Genomic DNA, 26,903 nt, shown 5'->3' on the forward strand with positions numbered 1-26,903 from the left:
CTCCGGCCCATACGGGAATTTGGTGATGTTCTCGGCGCCTTTGTCGTTGACGATCAGGATGTCATGCTCGCGATACCCACCCGCCCCCGGTCGCCCTTCGGGCAGCATGATCATCGGTTCGATCGACACCACCATGCCAGGCTCCAGCACTGTGTCGATGTCTTCGCGCAGCTCCAGCCCCGCTTCGCGCCCGTAGTAGTGGCTCAGGGTGCCGAACGAATGGCCATAACCGAAGGTGCGGTACTGCAGCAGGTCATGGCGCAGGAAGATTTCGTTCAGTTCACGGGCGATGTCGCTGCAGCGCATGCCCGGGCGTACCAGTTTCAACCCCGCCTCGTGCACTTCCACGTTGGCCTGCCACAGGCGCAGGTATTCATCCGGGCAGTGGTCGAGGAACAGTGTGCGCTCCAGCGCGGTGTAGTAGCCGGCGATCATCGGGAAGCAGTTGAGGCTCAGGATTTCACCTTTGCCGACGCGGCGGCTGGTCACTGGGTTGTGTGCGCCATCGGTGTTGAGCCCGGACTGGAACCAGGTCCAGGTGTCCATCAGCTCCGCATCGGGGAAGCGCTTGGCGATTTCGCGGACCATTGCCTGGGTGGCATGCAGCGCCACCTCGTACTCAGGCACCTGGTCGCGCAGCGCCTCTACAATTGCCGCGCCGCCAATGTCCGCGACCTGTGCACCATGGCGGATCAGCGCCTGTTCCTCGGCCGATTTGATCATGCGCATACGCATGCAAGGCGCGCCAATGTCCAGCAGCTCGGCTTTGGGGTAGCAGGCGGCCAGCTTGGCATGGTTTTGCAGGTTGAGGTGGTCGTATTCGACGCCAATACGCGAGGCCAGCGGCAGCGCCTGCTGGATGGCAACGAAGTAGTTGTCGCGTTGCCAGTCGGTGTAGACGATGTTGTCAGTGCCGACGGTACGCCGCCATGGCTGGCCGCCATCAATGTTGGCGCTGATAGAGACAACCTTGTCCTGGGTGATTACCAGCGCATAGGGACGGCCAAACGAGCAGTAGAGGAAATCACTGTAGTAATTGACGTTATGGTACGAGGTGAAGATCGCCGCCTCAATGTCCTGGTCTGCCATGTAGGCCCGCAGCCGCGCATGGCGAGCCGCATACTCCTGCGCCGAAAAGGTCGGCTGCACCTTGTCACCATTGCGGATTTTGAGGGTCTTTGGCATTTGCATGGTCGGGGTTCCTTGTCGTTGTAAGCACGCTGTTCAGGCTGGCTGCCTGAGAAGCATTGCAACAGAACCGACGAGGACGCTTTTGTACCTATCCGACCTGGAATTGGCGGGATCACCAGGGCCAAGGGGGCGCTTTGCGCCCCCCATAACACCTTTACTTCAGGTCAAAACGGTCCAGCTCCATGACCTTCTGCCAGGCGGCCACAAAGTCCCGAACGAACTTGTCACCCCCGTCACTGCTGCCATACACCTCGCTCAGCGCCCGCAGCTGGGCATGCGAACCAAACACCAGGTCAACCCGGCTAGCGTTCCATTTAACCTGCCCGGTCTTGCGGTCGCGGCCTTCGAAGGTTTCGTCGTCCGGCGACGTCGACTTCCATTCCACGCCCATGTCCAGCAGGTTGCGGAAGAAGTCGTTGCTCAAGGTGCCGGGCTTGTCGGTGAACACGCCCTGCTGGCTGCCGCCATGGTTGGCACCCAGCACCCGCAGGCCGCCGATCAGCACGGTCAGTTCCGGCGCAGTCAGGGTCAGCAACTGGGCCTTGTCCAGCAACAGCTTTTCGGCCTTGACGCTGTAGCGAGCCTTGGCGAAATTGCGGAAGCCATCGGCCAACGGCTCCAGCACGGCGAACGACTCGACGTCGGTCTGCGCCTGGGACGCATCGACGCGGCCCGGGCGGAACCCGACGCTGCCACTGTAGCCAGCATCCCGGGCAGCTTTTTCAACGGCTGCAGTACCGGCCAGTACGATCAGGTCGGCCAGGGAGACCTTTTTGCCGCCGCTATTGAACTCGCCCTGTATCTTCTCCAGCGCCGCCAGCACCTTGTCTACACCCTGGTTGGCAGCCCAGTCTTTCTGCGGCGCCAGGCGCAAACGTGCGCCATTGGCCCCCCCGCGCTTGTCGGAGCCACGGAAGGTCGACGCGGATGCCCACGCGGTGGAGACCAGCTCACCCACAGTCAAGCCCGAAGCCAGAATCCTGGTTTTGAGGTCTGCGATGTCTTGCTCGCTGATCGTGGCTGGATCGGCCTTGGGCAACGGGTCTTGCCACAGCAACTCTTCATTGGGCATTTCCGGGCCCAGGTAGCGCGCCAGTGGGCCCATGTCGCGGTGGATGAGCTTGTACCAGGCGCGGGCGAAGGCATCCGCCAGCTGGTCAGGGTTGTCCTTGAAGCGGCGAGCGATCGGCTCGTAGATGGGGTCGAAGCGCAGCGCCAGGTCAGAGGTCAACATGGACGGTGCATGTTTTTTACCTGGATCGTGGGCATCTGGCACTGTGCCTGCGCCTTTGCCCTCTTTCGGCTGCCACTGATGCGCGCCGGCCGGGCTTTTGGTCAGCTCCCACTCAAAGTTGAAGAGGTTGTTCAGGTACTCGTTGCTCCACTTGGTCGGGGTGGAGGTCCAGGTCACTTCCAGGCCACTGGTGATGGTATCCCCACCTTTGCCCGAACCAAACTTGTTGGGCCAACCCAGGCCCTGCAACTCCAGGCCTGCCGCTTCGGGTTCGGGGCCGACGTTGTCGGCGGGGCCGGCACCGTGGGTCTTGCCGAAGGCGTGGCCACCGGCGATCAGCGCCACGGTTTCTTCATCGTTCATGGCCATGCGGCCAAAGGTTTCACGGATGTCCCGGCCAGAGGCCACCGGGTCTGGGTTGCCTTCCGGGCCTTCCGGGTTCACGTAGATCAGGCCCATCTGTACGGCGGCCAGCGGGTTTTCCAGGTTACGCTCAGCCGACAGGTCGCGGTTCTGCTCTTCACCATGCTTGGCCGGCTCGGCCACCAGGTCACCCTGCCCGGGTGGCTGCGCCTTGACCTGTTCCTTGCCGTAGCGGGTATCGCCACCCAGCCAGACCTTTTCCGAACCCCAGTACACATCTTCGTCCGGCTCCCATACATCAGCGCGCCCGCCCGAGAAGCCGAAAGTCTTGAAGCCCATGGATTCGAGAGCAACGTTGCCGGTGAGCACGATCAGGTCGGCCCAGGAAATCTTGTTGCCGTACTTCTGCTTGATCGGCCACAGCAGCCGCCGGGCCTTGTCCAGGCTGACGTTGTCCGGCCAGCTGTTGAGCGGGGCGAAACGTTGCTGCCCCGAGCCCGCGCCGCCGCGGCCATCGCCAATGCGGTAGGTGCCGGCGCTGTGCCAGGCCATGCGGATGAACAGCGGGCCATAGTGGCCGAAGTCGGCAGGCCACCAGTCCTGCGAGTCGGTCATCAGGGCAGTCAGGTCGTTCTTCAGGGCCTGGAAGTCGAGGCTTTTGAACGCCTTGGCATAGTCGAAGTCCGGATCGGGGCTGGACTTCGACGAATGCTGGTGAAGAATTCGAAGGTTGAGCTGGTCAGGCCACCAGTCACGGTTGGTGGTGCCGCCACCTGCGGTTTGATGGAACGGGCATTTCGATTCGTTCGACATCTGCGGGTACCTTTGGGTCGGTTATCCAGATTTCCGGTCTATGCCAGGTGTTCTTTCAGCCGAGCGTGGGGGGGCGTGCTACCCCTCATCAGGTCTACACGGGGCCACGGGAAAGACTAGACGAGCTTGGGCAGAGTTCTAATAGAGTGGCTGTTAGAGGGTGATAGGCTGGCTCTGTCAGGTTTGCTTGTGCCGGCCTCTTCGCAGGTAAACCCGTGCATCAATCCGAACAGGCGGTACAGGTTTTACTTGCGCCGCTGCATCCACGCCGCCCCCAGCCCACTGAGGCAGATCACCGAAATCCCCACCAGGCTCAAGGTATCCGGCACCTGGCTATAGAATACAAGCCCAAGCAAACCGGCAAACACGATCTGGCAGTAGCTGAACGGCGCCAGCAACGCCGGTGCCGCATGGCGGAAGGCCTGGGTCAGCAGCAGGTGCGCAGTCATGCCAAAGCCGCCCAGTGCCAGCATCAGCAGGGCATGGTCCCACCGCGGCACCTCCCAGAAGAACGGCACCAGTGCACTCATTGCCAGGGTATTGCACAGCCCTGCATAGAAGTTGCTGGTAGTCGGGCTGTCATGTGCAGCCAGAATGCGCGTCAGCAGCTGATAGAAGCAGAAGCCCAACGCCGAACCGAACGGGTACAGAATGGCCGGGGTAAACATCGCTCCACCCGGGTGCACCACCACCAGCACGCCGATGAAACCCAGCACTACCGCCACCCACTGCCCCACCGTCACCCGCTCTTTGAGCAGCGGCGCCGACAACGCGGTGACCAGCACCGGGGCAAGGAAGTTGACCGCCGTCGCCTCAGCCAGCGGCAGGTACTGAAGGCCGCTGGTGAACAGCAAGCTGGTGCTCAGCAGGCTCAGGGCCCGCAAGGTCTGCAATACCGGCCGGCGGGTGCGCAATACGTTGAGGCCAGACTTGGGCAGAAAAATGCCGGCCATCAGCAGCGTATGCACCACATAACGTGCCCACACCACCATCACGATCGGGTAAAGGCCGCCGAGGAATTTGGACAGGGCATCGTGGCTGGCGAACAGGAACGTCGCTCCCACCACCAGTGCGATACCCCGCAAGGGTTGGTTGACGCCGGACAGCGGTGTGCTGGAACTCATGGCTCTCTCGATGACGGCGCGGCGGCATGCCACGCCCAGGGAAGGCCGCGCAGGCGTGGCCCGGCGGATGCAACAGCTCGAATTCTAGAAGAGATGCCGCAGGATAAGGAAGTTCAATTGCCGCTTGCCCACGCTGACGGCAAATACTGTTCGCTGATCGACCAGTTTGTGCCTCGAACGCATGGCCCGCGCTTCGCTGATCGCCGACCATCGAGTGCGAACCCTGCACACCCTACAAGGAATTTACATGCAAAGGCTCACCACCCGAAACGGTCTGGACCTGCCTGCAATCGGCCTGGGCACCTGGCCGATGACCGGCACCGAATGCACCCAGGCCGTGCACCAGGCGCTGGACCTGGGTTACCGGCACATCGACACTGCCACAGCCTACGAAAACGAAGCGGCCGTTGGCCAGGCCCTGCGCGACAGCGACGTACCACGCGAACAGATCCACCTCACCACCAAGGTGTGGTGGGACCGCCTGGAGCCCAAGGCCATGCGCCAGTCGCTGGAAGACAGCCTGCGCGCATTGGGCACCGAGCAGGTCGACCTGTTCCATATCCACTGGCCCGGCAAGGATTGGGACCTGGCGCGCAGTATCGACACCCTGGTTGCGCTGCGTGACGAGGGCAAGGCACGGCATATTGGCGTGGCCAACTTCCCGCTGGGCCTGCTGCGCCAGGTGGTGGAAACCCTGGGTGCGCCGTTGTCGGCGATTCAGGTGGAATACCACGTGCTGCTCGGCCAGCAACCGCTGCTCGACTACGCCCGCCGCCATGACCTGTTGCTCACCGCCTACACCCCGCTGGCCCGGGGCCAGGCGGCGGCGCAGCCAGTGATCCAGGCGATTGCCCGCAAGCATGGCGTGCTGCCCAGCCAGGTGGCACTGAAGTGGTTGCTGGACCAGGACGGTGTGGCGGCGATCCCCAAAGCCAGCAGCCGCGAGAACCAGTTGGCCAACCTGGCTGCATTGAACGTGCAACTGGACGACGAAGACCGCACGGCGATTGCCCAATTGCCGAAAGACCAGCGCGTGGTAAGCCCGCCGTTTGCGCCAGACTGGAATAGCTGAAATTCGTAAGCGCGACACGGACCTTGTGGGCGCGGGCGTGCCCGCGAAGAAGCCAACTCGGTGGCTGGCACCGGCTGCGCCGGTGTTCGCGGGCATGCCCGCTCCCACAAGGATTGCACAAGCTCTTGAAATTTGAGCAAGCCAATTACCCCCACAATCGGCTGCGTGAGCCGTCAGCCTGGCGTAATGACCTGCTTCAACCGCTCGCTCGCCGGTGCCGGCCGCCCGTACAGGTAGCCCTGGAAATGCGAGCACCCCTCCGCCGCCAGCCGGCGCATCTGCTCTTGCGACTCCACCCCTTCGGCCGTGGTCTTGATCATCAGGCTGTTGGACAGGTCGGTAATGGCGCGGATGATCGACATTGCTTCACGGCTGTCGCACATGTCATGCACGAACGACTTGTCGATCTTGATCCGGTCGAACGGGAACGAGCGCAAGTAGCCGAGCGATGAATAGCCGGTTCCAAAATCGTCCAGCGAAATCGATACCCCCAAGTCCTTCAGCGCGCGCAAGGTGCGCACGTTTTCGTCGCTGTTACCCAGCAACACCGACTCGGTTATTTCCAGCTCCAGGCGCTGCGCCGGCAGGCCCGAGTCGGCCAGGGCCAAGGCGACAAGCTGCACCAGGTTGGCATTTTTGAACTGCACCGGCGACAGGTTGACCGACACCGTCTGCTCACTGTCCCAGCTGGCCGCTTCCTGGCAGGCCAGGTTCAAGGCCCGGATACCCAGTTCATGAATCAGCCCGGTTTCCTCGGCGATAGGGATGAAGTCCATGGGCATGACCATGCCCCGGGTCGGGTGCTCCCAGCGCAGCAATGCCTCATAACCGGTCACGCTACTGGTTTTCTGGTCCACCACGGGTTGGTAATGCAGCTGCAACTGGCCCAGGTGCAGCGCTGTGCGCAAGTCGGTTTCCACCAGGCGGCGCTGGCGGGCAGCGACGTCAAGCTCCACGTCGAAGCATTCGTAGCGATTGCGGCCGTTGCGCTTGGCCTCGTACAACGCCATGTCGGCGTAGCCCAGCAGCTGCTCGGCCTGATCATTGTCATCCGGGGCGATGGCGATGCCGATACTTACCCCCACGGAGAACTGGTGCCCTTCGATCCGGAACGGCGGGCTGATCGCGTTGATCAGCCGCTGCGCAGTGTTGCACGCAGCATCGCGGCCATCGAGCCCGGTCAGTACCACGGCAAACTCGTCACCACCCAGCCGGGCCAGGGTGTCGTGCTCGCGCAGCTCGCGGCGCAGGCGTTTGCCCAGCTCGCGCAGCAGCTTGTCGCCGAAGGCATGGCCAAGGGAGTCATTGATGTTCTTGAAGTTGTCCAGGTCCAGGCACAGGGCGGCGGTCAGCTTGGCGTTCTCGCTGCCACGCACCAGCGCCTGGCGCAGGCGTTCGTGGAACAAGGTGCGGTTGGGTAGCCCGGTAAGCGCATCATGGTGCGCCATGTGGTGAATCTGTGCGTGGGCCGCCAGTTCCTCGGTGGCATCTTCGGCGACAAACAGCACGTAATCCGCCTGGCCCTCGGAGTGCTGGCTGAGCAAGGTACGGCTGCGCAGGGTCCGTGGACCACGGGCGGTCTCGACCCGGGTCTCGGCAGCATGGCCTTTGGTGTTACGGGCACCACGGGCCAGCTGCTGCTCAAGGTAGTCGGCGGCCGCCGGGCTCAGGCATTCGCCAGGCAGTTGGCCGATCATGCTGCGCCCTGGGCCGCCGAACAGGCGCTCGGCCTGCTGGTTGGCCAACAGGATGCGCTGGCTTTCCAGGTCCTGGACAATGACGCTGGCGGGAATATTGGCAATGACCGAGTCCAGGAATTGCGACAGCTTGGCCATTTCCTGGCTGTACTGCTCGGCCAGCTCCTTGGCCTGCAGCAGCTCCAGTTCCTGGCGGCGGCGTTCGGAAATGTCGCGGGTGACCTTGGCGAACCCCACCAGTTGCCCGGCATCGTCGTACACGGCTTCAATCACTACATGGGCGTGGAACGCCGTGCCGTCCTTGCGCAGGCGGGAGCCTGTTTCTTCAAAACGCCCCGTGCGCCGCGCCTGTTCAAGGTTTAGCGCTGGCCGCCCGGCTGCACGCTCGGCATCGGGGTAGAACAACGAGTAATGCTGGCCGACGATTTCATCGGCAAGGTAGCCCTTGGCGCGCTGGGCACCGGGGTTCCAGTTGGCGACGATACCCTCGGGGGTGAGCAGGTAGATGGCGTAATCCACCACGCTCTGAATCAACAGCCGGTACATGATGTCGGGGTTTGCAGCTAGCGACATGAACTTTACCTGAACCTTCGAAGCGCAAGAAAAAGGACCCCGGCAAGCGGTTGCCAGGTCTAGGGAGGCGTTAATGGCATTATGCCGCCCATGACGATTTTGTGAAGTAGCTCACAAAAATGTCGCTATCCCGCTTCAACGCCGCACAACAGCCGGCCAATCCTCAATGCCGGGCGCCGCTCACCAGGAAACTGAGCAGGTCCGGTTCATCCGTCAGCGTAATGGCCTGTGCCGGGCGCGACAGGTTCGCCAGTACGGCGCTGCAGAACGCCACGGCCGGTGCGTCGTGTGCGTAGCACCGCAGCAACCAGTCGCCCTCGCCGCCCAGCAGCTGCAACGCTACCGCCTGGCCGATGCCCTGGCGGCGGTACTTTTTCAGGATGAACAGGTCAGCCAGTTCAAGCGCGTGAATGCCCGGCAGCTCACTGCGTTCCACCAGCACGAAACCGGCGATAAAGCCGTCCGCCAGCACCAGGTACGCGCCCCAGCCCTCGTCCTGCCAGTAGCGTTGCAGGTGCTCGTCGTGGATGTAGAAACGACCATCCACTTCGACGTCTTCCTGCTCCCAGTCGGAGGACTCGTAGGCATAGAACTGGTAGAGGTTGCGGACCAGCGGAGCCTGGTCAGCGGTGGTTGGCAGCAGCGCGATGGGCAGCATGGGCGGGGCTCGGGCAAAAGATCGATTCTAGATCACCGGCCCCTGCAGCAAAAAGCCCGGGCCCTCCCCGCACGGAAAGGCCCAGGCAAAAAAACAGCGAAAAATGGTCAGCATTGTGGGGGCGCTACGCGCCCCATTCGCGGCGCAAGGCCGCTCCCACAGGGATTGCACGATGGCACTGTCGCGCGCGATCCCTGTGGGAGCGGCCTTGTGCCGCGAATGGGCTGCGCAGCAGCCCCAAAGGTCTCAGCCTTCCTGCAACGCACGCGGCCGGTGGCTGCGGGCCTCGGCCTCCGGCGCCGTGGTGCCCTGCAGGTGGAAGTCGAACGCCAGCTCGGCAAAACGCTCGCCTTGCACGCCGCGATCACGCGCCGCAGCAGCGTCCTCGACAAACCGCAGCTCGCCGATCAAACCGTCGCGGGTGGCGTAGGCAAAGTCGTCCCACAGGTACTTGTCACCCTCGAAGTTGATCTGCGTGGTCAGGTGGCGGTGCCCCGGTGCCGAGATGAAGAAGTGCACGTGCGCCGGTCGCTGACCATGACGGCCGAGCAGGTCAAGGCACTCCTGGGTCGGGCCCTGCGGGTCGCAGCCATAACCCGACGGCACGATGGAGCGCGCACGGTAGCGCCCCTCGGCGTCGGTAATGATGCGGCGGCGCAGGTTGTACTCGGACTGGGTCGAGTCGAAGTACGAATAGGTACCTTGGGTGTTGGCGTGCCACAGGTCGACGGTGGCGCCGGCCAGCGGCTTGCCGTCGGCATCGAACACCTGCCCCTGCAGGAACATCACCACGCCGGGGTCGGTACCGTCGTCCATGCGCGCTTCGCCTTGTGCCAACGGCGCCCCGGCGACGTACAGCGGGCCTTCGATGGTACGCGGGGTGCCACCGCTCAGGCCGGCCTCAGCATCCTTGGCGTCCTGCAGCAGGTCGAGGAAGTGCTCGATACCCAGGCCTGCGGCCAGCAGGCCAGCCTCGTTACGGCCCCCCAGGCGGTTGAGGTAATCAATGGCGTGCCAGAACTCGTCTTCGGTGATTTCCAGGTCTTCGACCAGGCGCGCGGTGTCCTGCAGCACACGCAGAATGATCTGCTTGAAGCGCGGGTTGCCATCGGCGTGGTCCAGGCCAGCCACTTTGTTGAAGAAGGCTTGAATGTCGGCAGTGTGGGAAATTTTCACGGTCATCGTGCGTACCTCATATTGTTCTTGTCAGGCAGACAGGTGCGGATCAGCGGTCGTCGCTGTGAATCGACGAGGGATGCCGGCACAGGCCGTCGACCTCGATGTCCATGTACGGGAACAGCGGCAGCTGCATCAGTGTGTCGTGCAGCGCCTCGACGCTGGGCACGTCGAACACGCTGTAGTTGGCGTAGTGCCCGGCAATGCGCCACAAGTGGCGCCAGGTCCCTTCACGTTGCAGGCGCTGGGCCAGTTCCTTTTCATCAGCCTTGAGCTGGGTGGCCTTGGCCGGGTCCATGTCGACCGGCAGTTTCACGGTCATCTTCACGTGGAACAGCATGATTATCTCCTTGTTGGCTGATCAGCGACGGGCGAAGCGCGCCAGGCGCTGTTCGTCCAGGGTCAGGCCCAGGCCTGGGGTGCGGGGGATGTGCAGTTGGAAGTCGCGGTACTGCGGCGGCTCGTTGACGATTTCTTCGGTCAGCAGCAGCGGGCCGAACAGCTCGGTGCCCCAGGTCAGTTGGCGCAGGGTAAGGAAGGCATGGGCCGAGGCCAGGGTGCCGATAGAGCCTTCGAGCATGGTGCCGCCATACAGCGCTATACCGGCGGCCTCGGCGATTTGCGCAGTGCGCAACACAGCTCGCGGGCCACCGTTCTTGGCGATTTTCAGGGCGAAGATGCTGGCCGCGCCTTCGGCGGCCAGGCTGAAGGCGTCCTCGACGCTTTCGATCGACTCATCGGCCATGATCGGGGCCGGGCTGCGCTGGTTCAGGCGCACCTGGCCGCCACGGTTGATGCGCGAGATCGGTTGCTCGATCAGGTCAATACCGTTGTCGCCAAGCACCTGGCAAGCACGCACGGCCTGGGACTCGTCCCAGTACTGGTTGACGTCGACCCGCACGCTGGCACTGTCGCCCAGTTCGCGTTTTATCGTCACCACGTGCTTGATGTCCTGCTCCACCGGGTTGGCGCCAATCTTCAGCTTGAACACCCGGTGACGGCGAATTTCCAGCATGTGCTGCGCTTCGGCGATATCACGGGCGGTGTCGCCGCTGGCCAGGGTCCAGGCCACTTCCAGGCTGTCACGCACTCGGCCGCCCAGCAGCTCGCTCACCGGCAGCCCCAGGCGTTTGCCTTGGGCGTCGAGCAAGGCGCTTTCAATACCCGATTTGGCAAAAGTGTTGCCCTTGGCCAGCTTGTCCAGCTTGAGCATGGCCGCATTGATGTTGTCTGCCGCCAGGCCAATCAGCGCCGGAGCCAGGTGCGCGTCGATGTTGGCCTTGATGCCCTCGGGGCTTTCGTAGCCATAGGCCAGGCCACCGATGGTGGTGGCCTCGCCGATACCTTCCACGCCATCGCTGCAGCGCACGCGCAATACCACCAAGGTCTGCTGCTGCATGGTGTGCATTGCCAGCTTGTGCGGGCGAATGGTCGGCAGGTCGACGATAATTGCATCAATACGTTCAATCAGCGCGCTTGTCATTGTGGCCAGGTCCCGTCAGGTCGGGCTGCCAGCTGCAGGCCCGAATGGTGCATTTACTTGATTGCTCAAGGATTGCGCGAGACCCTGATGACCGTCCAATATCAAATGAATCTCCCACCATACCCTGGAGGTCTGATGGAGCTGCGCCACCTGCGTTATTTCAAAGTCTTGGCCGAGACCCTGAACTTCACCCGCGCCGCCGAGCTGCTGCACATTGCCCAACCCCCCTTGAGCCGGCAGATCAGCCAGCTGGAGGACCAGCTCGGCACCCTGCTGGTCGTGCGCGAACGCCCGCTGCGGCTGACCGAGGCCGGTCGTTTTTTTTACGAACAGACCTGCACCGTGCTGCAGCAACTGCAGAACATCAGCGACAACACCCGCCGCATTGGCCAGGGCCAGCGCCAGTGGCTGGGCATCGGGTTTGCCCCCTCGACCCTGTACAACGTGTTGCCAGAGCTGATCCGCGAGCTGCGCCAGGACAGCGAGCTGGAACTGGGCCTGAGCGAGATGACCACGCTGCAGCAGGTGGAAGCCTTGAAGAGCGGGCGCATCGACATCGCCTTCGGGCGCATTCGCATCGACGACGCGGCCATCCACCAAGAGGTTCTGCGGGAGGACCCGCTGGTGGCCGTGCTGCCCAAGGGCCACCCGCTGGCGGGCAGCCCGGTCAGCCTGGCGCAGCTGGCTGGCGAGGCGTTCATCCTCTACCCGGCCAACCCCCGGCCCAGTTATGCCGACCACGTGCTGGCGCTGTTTGCCCAGCATGGCATGAGCATCCGCGTCAGCCAGTGGGCCAACGAATTGCAGACGGCCATCGGCCTGGTGGCCGTCGGCGTGGGGGTAACGCTGGTGCCGGCGTCGGTACAACAGCAACACCGCACCGATATCGAATATGTCGGCTTGCTCGATAGCAGCGCCGTCAGCCCGATCATTCTGAGCCGGCGCAAGGGTGATGTGAGCCCGATCGTGCAGCGGTGCCTGGGGTTGATCGAGCAACAGGCACTATGAACAAAACTTGCACCCTGTGGGAGCGGGCGCGCCCGCGATCACGGGCAGAGCCCGTGCCATCCACCGCGTCGCCTGCTTCGCGGGCATGCCCGCTCCCACAGGGTATGTGTTGTGCTCAGGAATGCGCTTGAGCGCGGCGGCGGTAGGCCAGCAACAGGAACACGAACCACAACGGCATCACGCACAGTGCCAGGCGGGTATCCGGCTGCAGTGCCAGCAACACCAGCACAAAGCCGAGAAAGCCCAGGGTCGTGACCGCCACCGGCACCCCGCCCGGCAACTTGAACACCGAAGCATTGTGCGCAGCCGGGTTGCGTTTGCGATAGGCGAGGTACGCAGCAAGGATCATCGACCAGGTAAAGATCACCAGGATTGCCGACACGGTCGAAATCAGCGTGAACACCGTCATCACCTCCGGGATGATGAACAGCAGGCTCAACCCGATCAGCATGCACACGCCGGAAAACATCAGGCTGTACACCGGCACGCTCAGTGCCGAAAGCCTGGCGAACAGGGCCGGCGCGTTACGCCGCTCGGCCAGCCCGAACAGCATCCGGCAGCCCGAGTAGACACCGCTGTTGGCCGAAGAGGCAGCCGAGGTCAATACCACAAAGTTGATCATGCCGGCCGCCGCCGGAAAGCCGGCCAGCAGGAACAGTTCGACGAAGGGGCTGCGGTTGGCCGGCACCTCGGCCCACGACACCACGCTGATGATGCACACCAGCGCCAGGATGTAGAACAGCAGAATGCGCAAGGGGATGGTGTTGATGGCCTTGGGCAGCGAGCGATGAGGGTTCTTCGCTTCCGCTGCGGTGGTGCCGATCAGCTCGGTACCGGCAAAGGAAAACACGGCAATCTGGAACCCGGCAAAGAAACCGCTGATGCCATGGGGCAGCACCGCACCCGGCGCGACCACGTGCGACAGCGAGGCAACCACGCCATTGGGCGAGGTATAGGACGTGGCGATCATGACCGCTGCCGTGATGATCAACAGCACGATGGCGACGATCTTGATGATGCCGAACCAGAACTCTACCTCGCCAAAAATCCTCACCGCCAGCATGTTCAGCCCCAGCAGCACGAACAGGGTGAAGAACGCGGGTAGCCAGGCCGGTGCATCGGGGTACCAGTACTGGAAAAAACCGGCCACCACGACCACGTCCCCCACCACCGCCACGCTCCAGCTCAGCCAGTACGACCAGCTCAGCACAAAGCCGGCGCGCGAGCCCAGGTAATGGGCAACGATATCGGCGAACGACTTGAAGCGCAGGTCGGACAACAGCAACTCGCCCATGGCGCGCATGACGAAGAACACGAAGAACCCGAGGATGGCGTAGACCAACAGGATCGAGGTGCCGGACAGCGCGATCACCTTGCCCGAGCCCATGAACAGGCCGGTGCCAATGGCGCCCCCTATGGAAATCAGCTGGATGTGGCGGTTTTCCAGCGTGCGTTGCAGGTGCCCGTCACGGTCGGGCGTTACCGGTTTGCTTTGCTCAAGGCTTGCGGGCATGTCTTGCATGGCGACCTCTTGTTATTGTTGGCCTGTCACATGTCGCGGTGCCGTGGCGACGCCCATAACTGGCTTCGTCACGGCTTCTCAGGCGGGTTAGCGCGCGCTTTCAAAACCTTGCAAGGTGTTCACTGCATTGATGCCGATTTCGTCGACCATGTAACCGCCCTCCATCACGAACAGGGTCGGGATACCGGCACTGGCGATCTCGGCGCCCATGCGCAGGAAGTCGTCGCTGGTAAGCTTGAAGTGGCTGATCGGGTCATCCTCGAAGGTGTCGACCCCCAGCGACACAACCAGAAACTGCGGCTTGTGCGCGACAATGCGCTTGAGTGCATCCTGCAAAGCCGGCTGGTACTGGGCCCAGCGGGTGCCCTTGCCCATCGGGTAGTTGGCGTTGAAACCTTCGCCAGCGCCTGCGCCTTGTTCATGGGCGAAGCCGGAAAAATACGGGTAGGACACGTGCGGGTCGCCATGCAGGGAGGCAAAGAACACATCGGGGCGATCGTAGAAGATGTTCTGTGTGCCGTTACCGTGGTGGAAGTCCACATCCAGCACAGCCACGCGCCTGGCGCCCTGGCTCAGGCAGCGCTCGGCGGCGATGGCGGCGTTGTTCAGGTAGCAATAGCCGCCCATGTATTCCCGGGCCGCATGGTGCCCCGGTGGGCGGCACAGGGCGAAGGCACTGTCGGCACCGTCGATGATGCGCTGCATGCCGGTCAAGGCAACGTCGGCGCTGCTGCGCACCGCCTCCCAGGTGCCGGCGGTGATCGGGGCCCCCGCGTCCATGGCATAAAAGCCCAGCTTGCCGTCGATGAAGCCGGGCTCACGGTCGATGGCCAGGTCGCGCACTGGCCACACCAGCGGCAGCGCATCGTGGGTTTTGCCGGTGGCGGCCCATTCCGACCAGGCGTTTTCCAGGAAGCTTACGTAGCGCTCGCTGTGCGCCGCCACGTAGCAGGCCCGGTCGAAGGCCTGTTCGGCAATGACATCGCCAAGGCCCGTGCTGCGCACCCGGGCCAGTACGGTGTCGGCACGCTGGGGGGTTTCGAACGATGGCGTAATGGCGCCGTCCTTGAGTTCCGAGCCATGGTGCAAGCGGTGATTGTTGCTAAAAACTGTCAGCACACGAATGTCCTTTTTCAAGGGGTTACCGGATAACCAATTTTCGCGCCTGAACCGTGAAAATGCTTTGCTTTATGCTCAGCCAAACCGGATGCTTGAGGAAATTAATCACAGAATTGGCCGGCAATGAGCAAAGCCTTTGCTATCGAACATTTGGACGACACCGACCGCGAGCTGCTGCGCCTTTTGCAGGAGGACGGCACCCTGTCGAGCGCTGCGCTGGGCGAGCGTTTGTCGATGACCGTGACGCCCTGCTGGCGCAGGCGCAAACGGCTGGAAGAGCTGGGCATCATCAAGGATTACCAGGCCAACCTCGACCGCAGGAAGCTGGGCTACGACGTGATGGCGTTTGCCCAGGTGCGCTTTGGCAACCATTCGGCCAACGCACCGGATGAGTTCGAGCAGGTGATATTGAAACTGCCGCAGGTGCTGTCCTGCCACAAGGTAACCGGCGAGGCTGACTATGTGCTGACGGTGTTGGCAAATGACCTGGAGAGTTATGGGCGATTCGTGGAAGAGGTGTTGCGCCGTCAGCCAGGCATTGCCTCGATCCAGTCAAGCCTGGCGCTGCGCGAAGTGAAGGCGGTTTCCCGTATCCCCGTGCCCTGAAACCCACCGCGCTGCGCTTTTGATTGTTGTAGGAGCAGCCTTGTGCTGCTCCTGCAGGGTGATGCGGTAGCCTGATTGATGGTGCGAGACAGTTGATCCCACAAAAAATCAAAAGCGGAGCGCACATGATCTGGGTTCGGCCTACTCCGGCAAGCTGTAGCGCTCGGCAAAGTACTGCCGGAAAAAGTCCACCGCCACCCGCACCTTGGCCGAGCTGGCCAGCGGCGAGGTGTATACCGCCCAGATATCCGCCGGCTGGTGATAGGCCTCCAGCACCTGCACCAGGCGCCCGTCCTGCAGGCTGTCATGCACATCCCACCATGAACGCAGCAGTATCCCTCGGCCATCCAGGCACCACTGGTGCGCCACTTCACCATGGTTGGTCGACAGGCCGCCCGTCACACGCACGCTTTCTTCACCCATCGGCCCCATCAGTTGCCACACACCAAACGGGTGGTCACGTTCCTTGATCACCAGGCAGTCGTGGCTGCCCAGGTCGCCCAGCACCTTGGGCGAACCCCGCCGCGCCAGGTAAGCCGGCGCAGCACAGAGCACCCGGCGGTTACGCGCCAGCGGCTTGGCGATCAGGTTGGGGGCAATGGCGTTGCCCACGCGGATGTCCAGGTCGACACCTTCGGCGATCAGGTCCACCAGGCGATCGTGCACATCCAGGCGAATGTCCAGCCGCGGGTAGCGCTCGGCCAGCTCCGACAAAGCCGGCGCCACGAAGCGCCGCCCCAGCCCCAGGCTGCTGGCGATGCGCAACTGCCCGGCCGGCTCGCGGTGCTGGGCGCTGATGTCATCACCCATGCGCTGTACGGCATCGAATATCTGCAAAGCCCACTGATACACCCGCTCGCCTTCCTCACTCACCGTCACCCGCCGCGTGGTGCGGTGCAACAAGCGCACTTCCAGTGTTTGCTCGAGCATGCGGATGCGTTTGCTGATATACGCCGCCGACATGCCCAGCTCATCGGCCACGGCCGCAAAGCTGGCGCGCTTGGCCACTTGCAGGAAGATGTTGAGGTCGTCGAGGTTGGGCAGATTATTCACGTATCGTGTTCCAAGAATCCATGATTGGCGAGATTATCTCCGGCTCAAGCCCTTATAGCATGACCAGCACCTGTTCCCTAGACAACGAGTGCACCCCATGAGCAAGACGTTCAGAATCGCGGCAATCCCAGGCGACGGCATCGGCAACGAAGTACTGCCTGAAGGTATTCGGGTCGTCGAGGCCGCCGCGCGCAAGCACGGCCTGGACATCAGCTTCGAGTTCTTCGAGTGGGCCAGCTGCGACTACTACCTGGCCCACGGCAAGATGATGCCGGATGACTGGTTCGAACAGCTCAAAGGTTTCGACGCCCTGTACTTTGGTGCCGTGGGCTGGCCAGACAAAGTGCCGGACCACATCTCGCTGTGGGGTTCGCTGCTCAAGTTCCGCCGCGACTTCGACCAGTACGTGAACATTCGCCCGGTGCGCCTGTTCCCCGGCGTACCCTGCCCGCTGGCGGGTCGTGAACCCGGCGATATCGACTTCGTGGTTATCCGCGAAAACACCGAAGGCGAGTACTCGTCGCTGGGCGGGCGCATGTTCGAAGGCACCGAAAACGAGTTTGTGCTGCAGGAATCGGTGTTCACCCGCCGTGGCGTCGACCGCATTCTCAAGTACGCCTTCGAGGTGGCCCAGACCCGCGAGCGCAAGCACGTCACCTCGGCCACCAAGTCCAACGGCATGGCCGTGAGCATGCCGTACTGGGACGAGCGCACCGCAGCAATGGCAGCCAATTATCCGGAAATCAGCTGGGACAAGCAGCACATTGATATCCTCTGCGCCCGCTTTGTACTGCAACCGGACCGCTTCGACGTGGTCGTGGCCTCGAACCTGTTCGGCGATATCCTGTCCGACCTGGGCCCGGCGTGCGCCGGCACCATCGGCATCGCGCCTTCGGCCAACCTGAACCCCGAACGCAAATTCCCGTCGCTGTTCGAGCCGGTGCACGGCTCGGCGCCAGACATCTACGGCAAGAACATCGCCAACCCGATCGCGATGATCTGGTCCGGTGCACTGATGCTCGACTTCCTCGGCAACGAAGGCGCCGACCCACGCTACCGCGCCGCCCACGACGACATCCTCAAAGCCATCGAGCAGGTCATCGCCGCCGGTGACGTGACCCGCGACATGGGTGGCCAGCAGTCTACCCAGCAGGTGGGCCAGGCCATCACCGCGCTGATCGAAGCCTGATAACACCCGGGCCGATTGTCAGAAGTGTCTGACAATCGGCCCTTTGCCTCTTGCGAGCGACGTGGATTGTATGCAAAATCTGTTAACCATTAGATATTGGTTAACCACTGGTTAACGACCAAGGAAGGAGTGGTACCGCAACACCCCGGATGCCTGCCGGGTATAACAAGTACGCCAACGTCCAGGAGACGATGATGTCGCACAAGAATAAAAAGATTGATGTGTTCCTGATTACCGTGAGCCTGATCGCCGTATTGCTCACCGTGATCGGCCTTGCAGCCTTCCCCGCCCAGGCTGAAAGCGCCGCCAACCAGTTGTTCGAGCTGTCCACCCGCACCTTCGGTACCAGCGTGCAGGTGCTGGTGTTTGGCAGTACCCTGGCCGTGCTGTACCTGGCCTTCAGCAAGTACGGCAACATCCGCCTGGGCAGTGGCAAGCCTGAATATGCCACCGCCACCTGGGTGTTCATGTTCATCTGTGCCGGCATGGGTTCGTCGACCCTCTACTGGGGCGTGATGGAATGGGCCTACTACTACCAGACCCCAGGCCTGAACATCGCTGCTGCCACCCCCAAGGCACTCGAGTACAGCGTGGGCTACTCGTTCTTCCACTGGGGCATCAGCGCCTGGTCGATCTACGCCCTGGCATCACTGGCCATGGCCTACCACTTCCATGTACGCAAGAAGAGCGGCCTGAACCTGGCTTCGGTTATCGAAGCGGTGACGGGCTTCAAGGCCACTGGGCCGGTAGGCCGGAGCGTCGACCTGATCTTCCTGCTGACCATGATGGGCGCACTGACTGTGTCGCTGGCCCTCACCGCCTCGACCCTGACCCGCGGCCTGCATGACCTGACCGGCACCCCGGATACCTTCACCGTGCAATTGATGGTGATCGGTGGCGTCGCAGTGATGTTCTCGCTCAGCTCTTACATCGGTATCGATGGTGGCCTGCAGCGCCTGAGCAAGATGGTGTGCATCGGCGCGCTGGTGTTTGCCGCTGTCGTCCTGCTGGTGGGCCCGACCCAGTTCACCCTCAACAACACCGCCAACTCGATTGGCCTGATGATCCAGAACTACGTGCACATGAGCCTGTTCACCGACCCGGCGGGCGACGGCGCCTTCACCCGCAACTGGACAGTATTCTACTGGCTGTGGTGGGTGTCGTACGCCCCGGGTGTGGCCATGTTCGTCACCCGCGTTTCGCGCGGTCGGCAGATCAAGGACGTGGTCCTGGCCCTGCTGCTGGGGGGCAGTTTCGGTTGCTGGTTCTTCTTCGGCGCGCTGGAAAGCTACAGCATGCACCAGTTCATCACCGGCGCCGTGGATGTACCGAAAATGCTCGCCGAACAAGGCGGCGAATCGGCCGTGACGCACCTGCTGCTGGCCTTGCCGTGGGGCCAGGTGTTCCTCGGTGTGTACCTGTTCATCATGGCCATCTTCTGTGCCTCGCACATGGATGCCGCGGCCTATGCGGTGGCTGCCACCAGCACCCGCAACCTGCGTGAAGGTGACGACCCGACACCCACCCACCGCCTGTTCTGGTGCGTGGTGCTGACCCTGGTGCCACTGGCCATGCTGTTCGCCAAGGCCTCGCTGTCGACCATGAAGACCGCCGTGGTGCTCACTGCAATCCCGTTCATGGTGATTCTGCTGGTGAAGATCTATGGCTTTTTCAAGTGGATGATCGCCGACTACGGCCAGGTACCGGCCCACGTCATCGAGGAAGAGGCAGCACGGATGGCCGGTGAAGCCCCTGCCGAACACGCCCCGCGCAGTGCAGCTGCGGTGCACTGATTAACCCTGTAAGAGCGAGCTTGCCCGCGATGGGCTGCCTAGCAGCCCCCTTGCTGTCTGCAATTTTTTTTGCCTGGCCTGTTAACCGGCAGGTACGCGTTAACCAACAACTATAAACCGAGCTTGTGAGAAACCTGTCATGAACGACTTCAAACGCCTGCCCGCCGATTTCTGTGCGAACGCCGACGAGGCCTTCACCATCCCGGCCAATTTCTACACCAAGGCCGCAGTGTTCGAACACGAGAAAGAAGCCATCTTCGCCCGCAGCTGGATCTGCGTGGGCCACCGCAGCGAAGTGGCAGACAACAATGCCTACATCACCCGCGAAGTGATCGGCGAAAGCATCATCGTCGTACGCGGCCGTGACAGCGTGCTGCGTGCGTTCTACAACGTCTGCCCGCACCGTGGCCACCAGCTGCTCAGCGGTAGCGGCAAGGCCAAAAACGTCATCACCTGCCCGTACCACGCCTGGACCTTCAAACTCGACGGCGAACTGGCCCACGCCCGCAATTGCGACAACGTGGTCAACTTCGACAAAGAGAACTCCACCCTGGTGCAGCTGCGCGTCGAGGAATACGCCGGCTTCATCTTCATCAACATGGACATGGAGGCCGGCTCCGTCGAAGATCAGCTGCCAGGCATGCAAGCACGCATGCGTGAAGCCTGCGCGGTCATCGACGACCTGCACCTGGCGGCGCGCTTCGTCAGTGACACCCCGGCCAACTGGAAGTCGATCGTCGACAACTACCTGGAATGCTACCACTGCGCCCCGGCGCATCCAGGCTTCTCCGACTCGGTCGACGTCGGCCAGTACAGCCACACCATGCACGGTAACTGGACCCTGCAATATGGCCTGGCCAAGCCTTCGGAGCAGTCGTTCAAGTTCGACGAAACCGTGAAAGACCCGTCGTTCGCCGGCTTCTGGGCCTGGCCGTGCACCATGTTCAACGTGCCGCCAGGGGCCAACTTCATGACCGTGATCTATGAGTTCCCGGTCGATGCCGAAACCACCCTGCAGCACTACGACATCTACTTCCTGAACAAGGACATCACCGAAGAGCAGCAGAAGTTGATCGACTGGTACCGCGAAGTGTTCCGCCCAGAAGACCTGCGCCTGGTCGAAAGCGTGCAGAAGGGCTTGAAGTCGCGTGGCTACCGTGGCCAGGGCCGCATCATGGCCGACCGCGAGCGCAGTGGCATGAGCGAACACGGCATTGCCCACTTCCACAACCTGATCGCCGTGGCCCACCTCGACGATTGATGGCAACCGCTCCACGTTTATTGGCACGTAAAGGTGCGCGGCAGGGCCTGCCGCGCACCCAGGCAGTCGAGGTGAACCATGGCCAACACTTATGAAATGTTCAGCGTGCGCGTGACCGACGTGGAACACGCCACACCGCTGATCAAGCGCTTTACCCTGGCCCGCGAAGACGGCGCGGCGATGCCCGCCTTCACCGGCGGCAGCCACGTCATCGTGCAGATGCAAGGCGCTGACGGCAACCAGTTCAGTAACGCCTACTCGTTGATGAGCGACCCGCGTGACACCCGCAGCTACCAGATCGGCGTGCGCCTGGAAGAACAGTCCAAGGGGGGCTCGGCGTTCATGCACCAACAGGTGGAAGTCGGCACCCGCCTGACCATCTCCTCGCCCAACAACCTCTTCGCCCTGGACCCTTCGGCCGGCCGGCACGTGCTGATTGCCGGCGGCATCGGCATTACCCCGTTCCTGGCGCAACTGCATGAGCTGGAAGGCGGCAGCGCCGACTACGAGCTCCACTATGCTTTCCGCGCGCCAGAGCACGGCGCGTTCCAGGACCAGTTGGCCAACGGCCCGCACGCTGCACGCACCCAGTTCTACATCGACAGCCTCGACCGCAAGCTTGACCTGGCCGCCCTGTGCGCGGGGCTGGACGAGCAAGCGCACCTGTACGTGTGCGGACCAAAACCGCTGATCGATGCGGTCATCGCCTGCGCCGCCAAGGCCGGCATTGCCGAGCAGCGCGTGCATTGGGAACAGTTTGCCGCCACCCCGGTCACCGGCAGTGCCTTTACCGTGGTGCTGGCGCAATCGGGCGTGGAACTGCAGGTGGAAGAAGGCATGACCATTCTGCAAGCCATCGAGAAGTCCAAGGCTGCCAAGGTCGAGTGCCTGTGCCGCGAAGGTGTGTGCGGTACGTGCGAGACGGCCATCCTCGAGGGTGAAGCCGAGCATTACGACCAGTACCTGAGCGATGAAGAGAAAGCGGCGCAGCAGAGCATCATGCTGTGCGTTTCCCGCGCCCGTACGGCGCGGCTGGTGCTGGACCTTTAACAACCGCCCGGCTGATGTTGCCTGTGCCGGCGATGAGGCCAGTGCAGGCAGCACAAGGTTCTCCCCAAAAGAGGCAGCGTGAGGACCCGTCAACCAAAAGTTGACAGCTTGGGTATACTGGCAGGCTCTTGGCCCAGATCAGGACACCCTGCCGATGTTGGAAAACAGCTTCGCCTTCCGCCTCAAGGAACTGCTCGAGCATCACAAGCTGACCCTGCAAGCCGTGGGCACGGCCTTGGGCATCTCGCGCACCGCCGTGCACAAGTGGACCCGCGGCGGCGAGATCGACTACGACAACCTGCGCAAGCTGGCCGACTTTCTCAAGGTCAACTGGATCTGGTTGCGCTATGGCGACGAAGCACTGCAGAACATCCAGCAACCGCAGGTGGTCGAGCTGCCGATGACGGATGTGCGTCGGCGCCTGACCGCCGAGATCATGGAAAGCGAAACGCGCATGAAGCTCGCCCAGGAAGGCGCACGCATCGTCACCTGGGAATGGAACCTGATCAGCGACGAAGTCACCTACTCGCCCAACGTCGAGCAGGTCTATGGCTGGCCGGTGCGGCACAACGAAGACTTCTGGAAGCACCTGCCCGACGAAGACGTGCAGCGCATGCAGCTGATGTACGCCGACGCGGTGGCAGACGGCGGTGGCTGTGAATGTGACTTCCGCATTGCCCGCCCGGACGGTGAAGTGCGCTGGATTTCTTCCCGCGCCACGGTGGTACGCGACAGCGCCGGGCGGTCGGTGAAGATGGTCGGCATCAGCATGGACAACACCGAACGCCAAGTGGCCCAGCAGGCGCTAAGCCAGAGCGAGGAACGCTTCCGGGCAATCTTCGAGCTGGCCTGGGGCGCCCTGGCCTACATCGACCCGGACGGCACCTGGCAGCGGGTCAACAACAGCCTGTGCGAGTTGCTGGGCTACCGCGCCGAAGAGCTTTACGGCATGACCTTCCAGCAGATCACCCACGCTGACGATCTGGCGCAGAACCTGCAGTTGCTGCAACGCATGCTGGCCGGTGAAACCGAGCGTTACGAAGTGGAAAAACGCGTGCGCCGCAAGAATGGCGAGTACATCTGGGTACGCGCCCGCACCTCACTGCAGCGCCGGGACAGCGGCGAACCGGAACACCTGATCAGCGTGTTCGAAGACATCAGCGCCGAGCGCCAGGAGCATGAGCGGCTACAGGCGCACATCGCCGCGCTGGAGGCCCGCCTGGCCGCTTCGTGAACTACCCGAAATTTCAAAACTGACGCGATTCCTGCGGGAGCGGGCGTGCCCGCTCCCACAGGGACCGCAAAAACTTCTAGATTTTCAGCTGATCGCCGCGCAACCAGTCGATAAACCGTGCAAACAACTCGGACTGCGAGTTGATCTCCAGCTTCAGGTACAGGTTCTTGCGGTGCATGCGCACCGTCTCCGGTGAGATGCCCAGCGCCAGCGCGGTCGACTTCACCGAGTGCCCGCGCAAGATCATGTGTGCCACCTCCCGCTCACGGTCGGTCAGCACCTGGCAACCAAAGCTGTCGAACGCTGCCTGCAGGCTGCCGTGTTCGGCCGATGCTGCGCCGGGCTCCAGGTTATGCCGGGCATAACGCCCCAACAGTTCCCGCACCATCGGCTCCAGCGCCCGCAGCAAGTCGACCTGCCCGGCACTCAGAGGCGTGCCGCTGCAACCCTGGAACAGGCTCAGCGACAGCTTGCGCCCAGCGCTGAGATCGACGATGTAGTAGCTGTCTTCGCTGCAACCGGTACCCAGGTAATAGGCCTTGTAATAGTCGCTGTCGAAGAAGTTGTCCGGGGCGATTTCCTGCAGGTGGTAAAAGCCTTCGGCCAGGCCGCTTTGCACGGCGAGGCAGAACGGGTCGAGCAAGTAGCCGGCACTGAAATAACGCTCCAGCACCGCAGCGCGGTGCAGCTCGGGAATGCCCTGCTGGTAGAGCAGCTGCGGCGCGCGCCCCTGGCACTCAAGGCTGATCATCATCGATTCCACCTGCACCAGCTGGCCAATGGCAGCGGCCACATACTCCAACGCCTCGGGCGTTTCGCTATTGGCCAAAGCACGCTGCAGCGCCGCATGCCATTGCTGCAGCGCGCCCATTGTCAGGGTAAGCGGGGTGTCGGGAGTGGCCTGGGTCATGCCCGGCAGTCTAGCCTGCCGGGTACGCCCGCGCACAGCCCTTTGCGCCAGGTTCATCGGCCTTGGTACAGGCCAAGCGCCGTGAGTTCACGCGCGGTTTCGAGGATGCACTGGCGCAAGGTTTCGACAATCTCGTCCACCTGCGCATGGGTGATGATCAGCGGTGGCGACATCACGTTCAGGTGCATGATCGGACGCACCAGCAAGCCGCGGGCCTGGGCCTTGCTGTGGATGCGCTCGCCGATGTTTACCTCATCCGCGAACAGCGCCTTGCTGGCTTTGTCGGCGACAAACTCGACGCAGGCCATCAGCTTCATGCAACGCACATCACCCACCAGCGGCAACTCGCGCAGGCTTTGCAGGCGCTGCTCCAAGTAGCCACCCACGTCCTTGACGTGATCGAGCAGTTGTTCGCGCTCGATAATCTCGATGTTCTTCAGCGCCGCCGTGCAGCACACCGGGTGACCGCTGTAGGTGAAGCCATGGGTGAAGCAGCGGCCCTTGCCCGGCTCGGCAATCACTTCCCAGATACGCTCGGAGAAGATACACGCGCCCAGCGGCAGATAGGCCGAGGTCAGGCCCTTGGCGGTGGTGATGATGTCGGGGGTGACGCCAAACAGTTCTTCACTGGCGAAGAAGGTGCCCAGGCGCCCGAACGAGGTCACCACCTCGTCGGCGACGAACAGGATGTCGTAGGTCTGGCACAGTTGCCACATGCGCTGGAAGTAGCCCTTGGGCGGGATGATCACCCCGCCCGAGCCCATGATCGGTTCGGCAAAGAACGCGGCCACGTTGTCGGCGCCCAGCGACAGGATCTTGTCCTCGAACTCGGCCACCAGGAAGTCGAGGAACTCGGCCTCGTCCATGTCGTGCGGGGCGCGGTACGGGTTGGGGTTGGAGACGTGGTGGATCAGGTCGTGGTGATAGTCGAACTCCGGCACCCGGTCGGCGGCCTTGTTGCCAATCGACATGGTCAGGGTAGTAGAGCCGTGGTAGGCGTTGTAGCGGGCGATGATGTGCTTCTTGTGTGGTTTGCCGCGGCAGTTCTGGTAGTACTGGATCAGCCGGTAGGCGGTGTCGACAGCAGTCGAGCCGCCGGTGGTGAGGAACACGTGGTTCAGGTCGCCCGGTGCCAGCTGCGCAAGCTTCTGGCACAGCTCGATGGCCACAGCGTTGGCCATGTCGGAGAACGGGTTCGAATACGCCAGCTGACGCACCTGGTCGGCGATGGCCAGGGCCATTTCCTCGCGACCCAGGCCGATGTTGGTGCACCACATGCCGCCGACGGCATCGAGGAAACGGTTGCCGTGGCTGTCACGAATGTAGGCGCCCTCGCCGGCGACGATGTTCAGCGCGCCTTGCTCGCGGTGCTCGTCGAACACATGGTAGCCGTGCATGTAGTGGGCCTTGTCGGCTTCCACCAGCGTGTCGTGGGCGATAGCGAATGCTTTGCTTGGGGTGGCCATGGGCAGCTCCTTGGCGGGAAACGTTAGGCAGTGTTCAGAAACCGGTCTTGACCGTGCTCCAGACCCGGGTGATGGCGCGCATGTCCTTGGGGCTCTGGGTTTTCTGCGCGAACAGGCGCTCACGGGTTTGTGCGTCGGGGTAGATGGCCGGGTCCTGGCGGATATCGTCACGCACCAGCGCGGTGGCGGCGGCGTTGCTGTTGGCGTAGTGGATGTAGTCAGTGACCTTGGCCATGGTCTGCGGCTGCAGCAGGAACTCGATGAAGCGGTGGGCGTTGGCCGCGTGCGGCGCATCCTTGGGGATGTACAGGTTGTCGAACCAGATCAGTGAACCTTCCTGGGGGATGAAGAACGACAGCTTGATGTCCTTCTTCGCCTCCACCGCACGGGCCTGGGCGGTGGCGTAGTCACCGGACCAGGTCAGCGCCAGGCAGACATCGCCGTTGGGCAGGCTGGTGAGGTAGTTGACCGAGTCGAACTTGCGAATGTAGGGGCGGATGCCCAGCAGCAGTTGTTCGGCTGCCTTGAGGTCGGCGGCCGACGCACTGCGCGGGTCCTTGCCCAGGTACTGCAGGGCCAGCGGGATGACCTCGGTGGGCGCGTCCATCAGGGTGACGCCGCAGTCAGCGAAACGCGAGACGATCTTGGGGTCGAACAGCATGGCCAGCGAACCGATCGGCGCATCGGGCATGCGCGCGGTGATCTTGTCGACGTTGTAAGTGACCCCCGAGCTGCCCCAGGTGTAGGGCGCCGAGTACTTCAGGCCAGGGTCGTAACCCTGCAGGTTGTTGACCACCTGCTGATCGAGGTTTTGCCAGCTGGGCAGTTGCTGCTTGTCCAGTGCCTGGAACACGCCGGCGCTGATCAGCGGGGGGACCAGCGAGGCGTTGAGCATGACCAGGTCGTAGCCGGAGCGGCCGGTCAGCAGTTTGGTCTGTACCGTTTCGTAGCCGTCGAAGGTGTCGTAGATGACCTTGATGCCGGTGGCCTTCTCGAAGTCGGCCAGGGTGGTTTCGCCGATGTAGTCGGTCCAGTTGTACAGCCGTAGCGTGTTGGCGCTGTCTACCTCTGTCGCCTGGGCCAGGCTGGCACCAGACGCCAGCAGCAGACCACCAATCACCTTCAGTACCTTGCGCATGGCAACTCCATCGTGTGAGTGCTCCGGATCGAGCCGATGGGTTCACTATCGAGGGATTTGCCGAGGGGCAACATACCCCGAATGTGTGGGTGGTCGTTTTTAGTGCTTCACTGAGTGCGCGCTTTTTTGTAGGAGCGGGGGGGGGGGGGGGGGGGGGGGGGGGGGGGGAG

General features: G+C 62.7%; 22 protein-coding genes. 8 read left to right on the forward strand and 14 right to left on the reverse strand.

What is annotated here, in order from left to right; translation table 11 throughout:
- The 3 genes from ACK1VC_RS27570 to ACK1VC_RS27580 form a co-directional block, all read right to left on the reverse strand.
- The coding region (locus ACK1VC_RS27570) for a M24 family metallopeptidase (protein ID WP_449118166.1) at nucleotides 1-1,191 on the reverse strand (1,191 nt) is incomplete at its 3' end.
- A 154-nt stretch (nucleotides 1,192-1,345) separates the two neighbouring features.
- Nucleotides 1,346-3,601 (reverse strand): catalase/peroxidase HPI, encoded by a 2,256-nt coding sequence (gene katG / locus ACK1VC_RS27575; protein ID WP_197884628.1) that lies wholly within the window; start codon nucleotides 3,599-3,601, stop codon nucleotides 1,346-1,348.
- 245 nt (nucleotides 3,602-3,846) lie between these two features.
- Complete coding sequence (locus ACK1VC_RS27580) at nucleotides 3,847-4,725, reverse strand: DMT family transporter (protein ID WP_016487544.1); 879 nt, start codon at nucleotides 4,723-4,725, stop codon at nucleotides 3,847-3,849.
- A gap of 247 nt (nucleotides 4,726-4,972) precedes the next feature.
- On the opposite strand from ACK1VC_RS27580, the gene ACK1VC_RS27585 reads away from it, so the two are divergent.
- The gene (locus ACK1VC_RS27585) at nucleotides 4,973-5,797 is read left to right on the forward strand and encodes an aldo/keto reductase (protein ID WP_016487545.1); all 825 of its coding nucleotides are present in this window, start codon (nucleotides 4,973-4,975) and stop codon (nucleotides 5,795-5,797) included.
- 173 nt (nucleotides 5,798-5,970) lie between these two features.
- On the opposite strand, the gene ACK1VC_RS27590 is transcribed toward ACK1VC_RS27585, so the two are convergent.
- From ACK1VC_RS27590 to ACK1VC_RS27610, 5 genes are all read right to left on the reverse strand, one after another.
- Complete coding sequence (locus ACK1VC_RS27590; protein ID WP_016487546.1) at nucleotides 5,971-8,067, reverse strand: putative bifunctional diguanylate cyclase/phosphodiesterase; 2,097 nt, start codon at nucleotides 8,065-8,067, stop codon at nucleotides 5,971-5,973.
- A 163-nt stretch (nucleotides 8,068-8,230) separates the two neighbouring features.
- The gene (locus tag ACK1VC_RS27595; RefSeq protein ID WP_016487547.1) at nucleotides 8,231-8,725 is read right to left on the reverse strand and encodes a GNAT family N-acetyltransferase; all 495 of its coding nucleotides are present in this window, start codon (nucleotides 8,723-8,725) and stop codon (nucleotides 8,231-8,233) included.
- 246 nt (nucleotides 8,726-8,971) lie between these two features.
- Entirely contained in the window at nucleotides 8,972-9,907 is a 936-nt protein-coding gene (gene catA, locus ACK1VC_RS27600) for a catechol 1,2-dioxygenase (RefSeq protein WP_016487548.1), read from the reverse strand.
- Nucleotides 9,908-9,950: 43 nt separating this feature from the next.
- A complete protein-coding gene (gene catC, locus ACK1VC_RS27605; RefSeq protein WP_016487549.1) occupies nucleotides 9,951-10,241 on the reverse strand; it encodes a muconolactone Delta-isomerase in 291 nt (96 codons plus the stop codon).
- A 21-nt stretch (nucleotides 10,242-10,262) separates the two neighbouring features.
- Complete coding sequence (locus ACK1VC_RS27610; protein WP_016487550.1) at nucleotides 10,263-11,384, reverse strand: muconate cycloisomerase family protein; 1,122 nt, start codon at nucleotides 11,382-11,384, stop codon at nucleotides 10,263-10,265.
- A 135-nt stretch (nucleotides 11,385-11,519) separates the two neighbouring features.
- On the opposite strand from ACK1VC_RS27610, the gene catR reads away from it, so the two are divergent.
- On the forward strand, nucleotides 11,520-12,392 hold the full coding sequence (catR, locus tag ACK1VC_RS27615; protein WP_016487551.1) for an HTH-type transcriptional regulator CatR: 873 nt from the start codon (nucleotides 11,520-11,522) through the stop codon (nucleotides 12,390-12,392).
- A gap of 115 nt (nucleotides 12,393-12,507) precedes the next feature.
- Here catR and ACK1VC_RS27620 read toward each other — a convergent pair whose 3' ends face one another.
- A complete protein-coding gene (locus tag ACK1VC_RS27620) occupies nucleotides 12,508-13,914 on the reverse strand; it encodes an amino acid permease (RefSeq protein WP_191086697.1) in 1,407 nt (468 codons plus the stop codon).
- Nucleotides 13,915-14,001: 87 nt separating this feature from the next.
- Nucleotides 14,002-15,033 carry a histone deacetylase family protein gene (locus ACK1VC_RS27625; RefSeq protein ID WP_191086698.1) on the reverse strand — a complete coding sequence of 344 codons (1,032 nt, stop codon included), beginning with the start codon at nucleotides 15,031-15,033 and terminating at the stop codon, nucleotides 14,002-14,004.
- Nucleotides 15,034-15,156: 123 nt separating this feature from the next.
- On the opposite strand from ACK1VC_RS27625, the gene ACK1VC_RS27630 reads away from it, so the two are divergent.
- Nucleotides 15,157-15,639, forward strand: coding sequence for an Lrp/AsnC family transcriptional regulator (locus ACK1VC_RS27630; RefSeq protein ID WP_016487553.1), 483 nt, complete (start codon nucleotides 15,157-15,159; stop codon nucleotides 15,637-15,639).
- Nucleotides 15,640-15,780: 141 nt separating this feature from the next.
- Here the strand turns inward: ACK1VC_RS27630 and ACK1VC_RS27635 are convergent, their stop codons facing one another.
- Entirely contained in the window at nucleotides 15,781-16,692 is a 912-nt protein-coding gene (locus tag ACK1VC_RS27635; protein ID WP_016487554.1) for a LysR substrate-binding domain-containing protein, read from the reverse strand.
- A gap of 97 nt (nucleotides 16,693-16,789) precedes the next feature.
- Between ACK1VC_RS27635 and ACK1VC_RS27640 the strand changes: the two genes are divergently transcribed.
- The 5 genes from ACK1VC_RS27640 (at nucleotide 16,790) to ACK1VC_RS27660 (ending at nucleotide 23,219) form a co-directional block, all read left to right on the forward strand.
- On the forward strand, nucleotides 16,790-17,881 hold the full coding sequence (locus ACK1VC_RS27640) for a tartrate dehydrogenase (protein WP_016487555.1): 1,092 nt from the start codon (nucleotides 16,790-16,792) through the stop codon (nucleotides 17,879-17,881).
- A gap of 194 nt (nucleotides 17,882-18,075) precedes the next feature.
- Nucleotides 18,076-19,674 carry a BCCT family transporter gene (locus ACK1VC_RS27645; RefSeq protein WP_060517372.1) on the forward strand — a complete coding sequence of 533 codons (1,599 nt, stop codon included), beginning with the start codon at nucleotides 18,076-18,078 and terminating at the stop codon, nucleotides 19,672-19,674.
- 139 nt (nucleotides 19,675-19,813) lie between these two features.
- Nucleotides 19,814-20,935, forward strand: coding sequence for an aromatic ring-hydroxylating oxygenase subunit alpha (locus ACK1VC_RS27650; RefSeq protein ID WP_060517370.1), 1,122 nt, complete (start codon nucleotides 19,814-19,816; stop codon nucleotides 20,933-20,935).
- A 78-nt stretch (nucleotides 20,936-21,013) separates the two neighbouring features.
- The gene (locus tag ACK1VC_RS27655; protein ID WP_016487558.1) at nucleotides 21,014-21,985 is read left to right on the forward strand and encodes a PDR/VanB family oxidoreductase; all 972 of its coding nucleotides are present in this window, start codon (nucleotides 21,014-21,016) and stop codon (nucleotides 21,983-21,985) included.
- Between the two features lie 154 nt (nucleotides 21,986-22,139).
- Nucleotides 22,140-23,219, forward strand: a complete 1,080-nt coding sequence (locus ACK1VC_RS27660) for a helix-turn-helix domain-containing protein (RefSeq protein ID WP_016487559.1) — start codon at nucleotides 22,140-22,142, stop codon at nucleotides 23,217-23,219.
- A gap of 76 nt (nucleotides 23,220-23,295) precedes the next feature.
- On the opposite strand, the gene ACK1VC_RS27665 is transcribed toward ACK1VC_RS27660, so the two are convergent.
- From ACK1VC_RS27665 to ACK1VC_RS27675, 3 genes are read right to left on the reverse strand one after another with little or no spacing between them, the layout of a single operon-like run.
- Nucleotides 23,296-24,129, reverse strand: coding sequence for a helix-turn-helix transcriptional regulator (locus tag ACK1VC_RS27665; RefSeq protein ID WP_016487560.1), 834 nt, complete (start codon nucleotides 24,127-24,129; stop codon nucleotides 23,296-23,298).
- A gap of 53 nt (nucleotides 24,130-24,182) precedes the next feature.
- Nucleotides 24,183-25,595: an aminotransferase gene (locus ACK1VC_RS27670; RefSeq protein WP_096426200.1), complete on the reverse strand. Its 1,413-nt coding sequence runs from the start codon at nucleotides 25,593-25,595 to the stop codon at nucleotides 24,183-24,185.
- A 34-nt stretch (nucleotides 25,596-25,629) separates the two neighbouring features.
- Complete coding sequence (locus tag ACK1VC_RS27675; RefSeq protein WP_096426201.1) at nucleotides 25,630-26,733, reverse strand: polyamine ABC transporter substrate-binding protein; 1,104 nt, start codon at nucleotides 26,731-26,733, stop codon at nucleotides 25,630-25,632.
- Nucleotides 26,734-26,903 lie beyond the last annotated feature (170 nt).

The sequence above is a fragment of the Pseudomonas sp. XP2 genome (genome assembly GCF_053557975.1).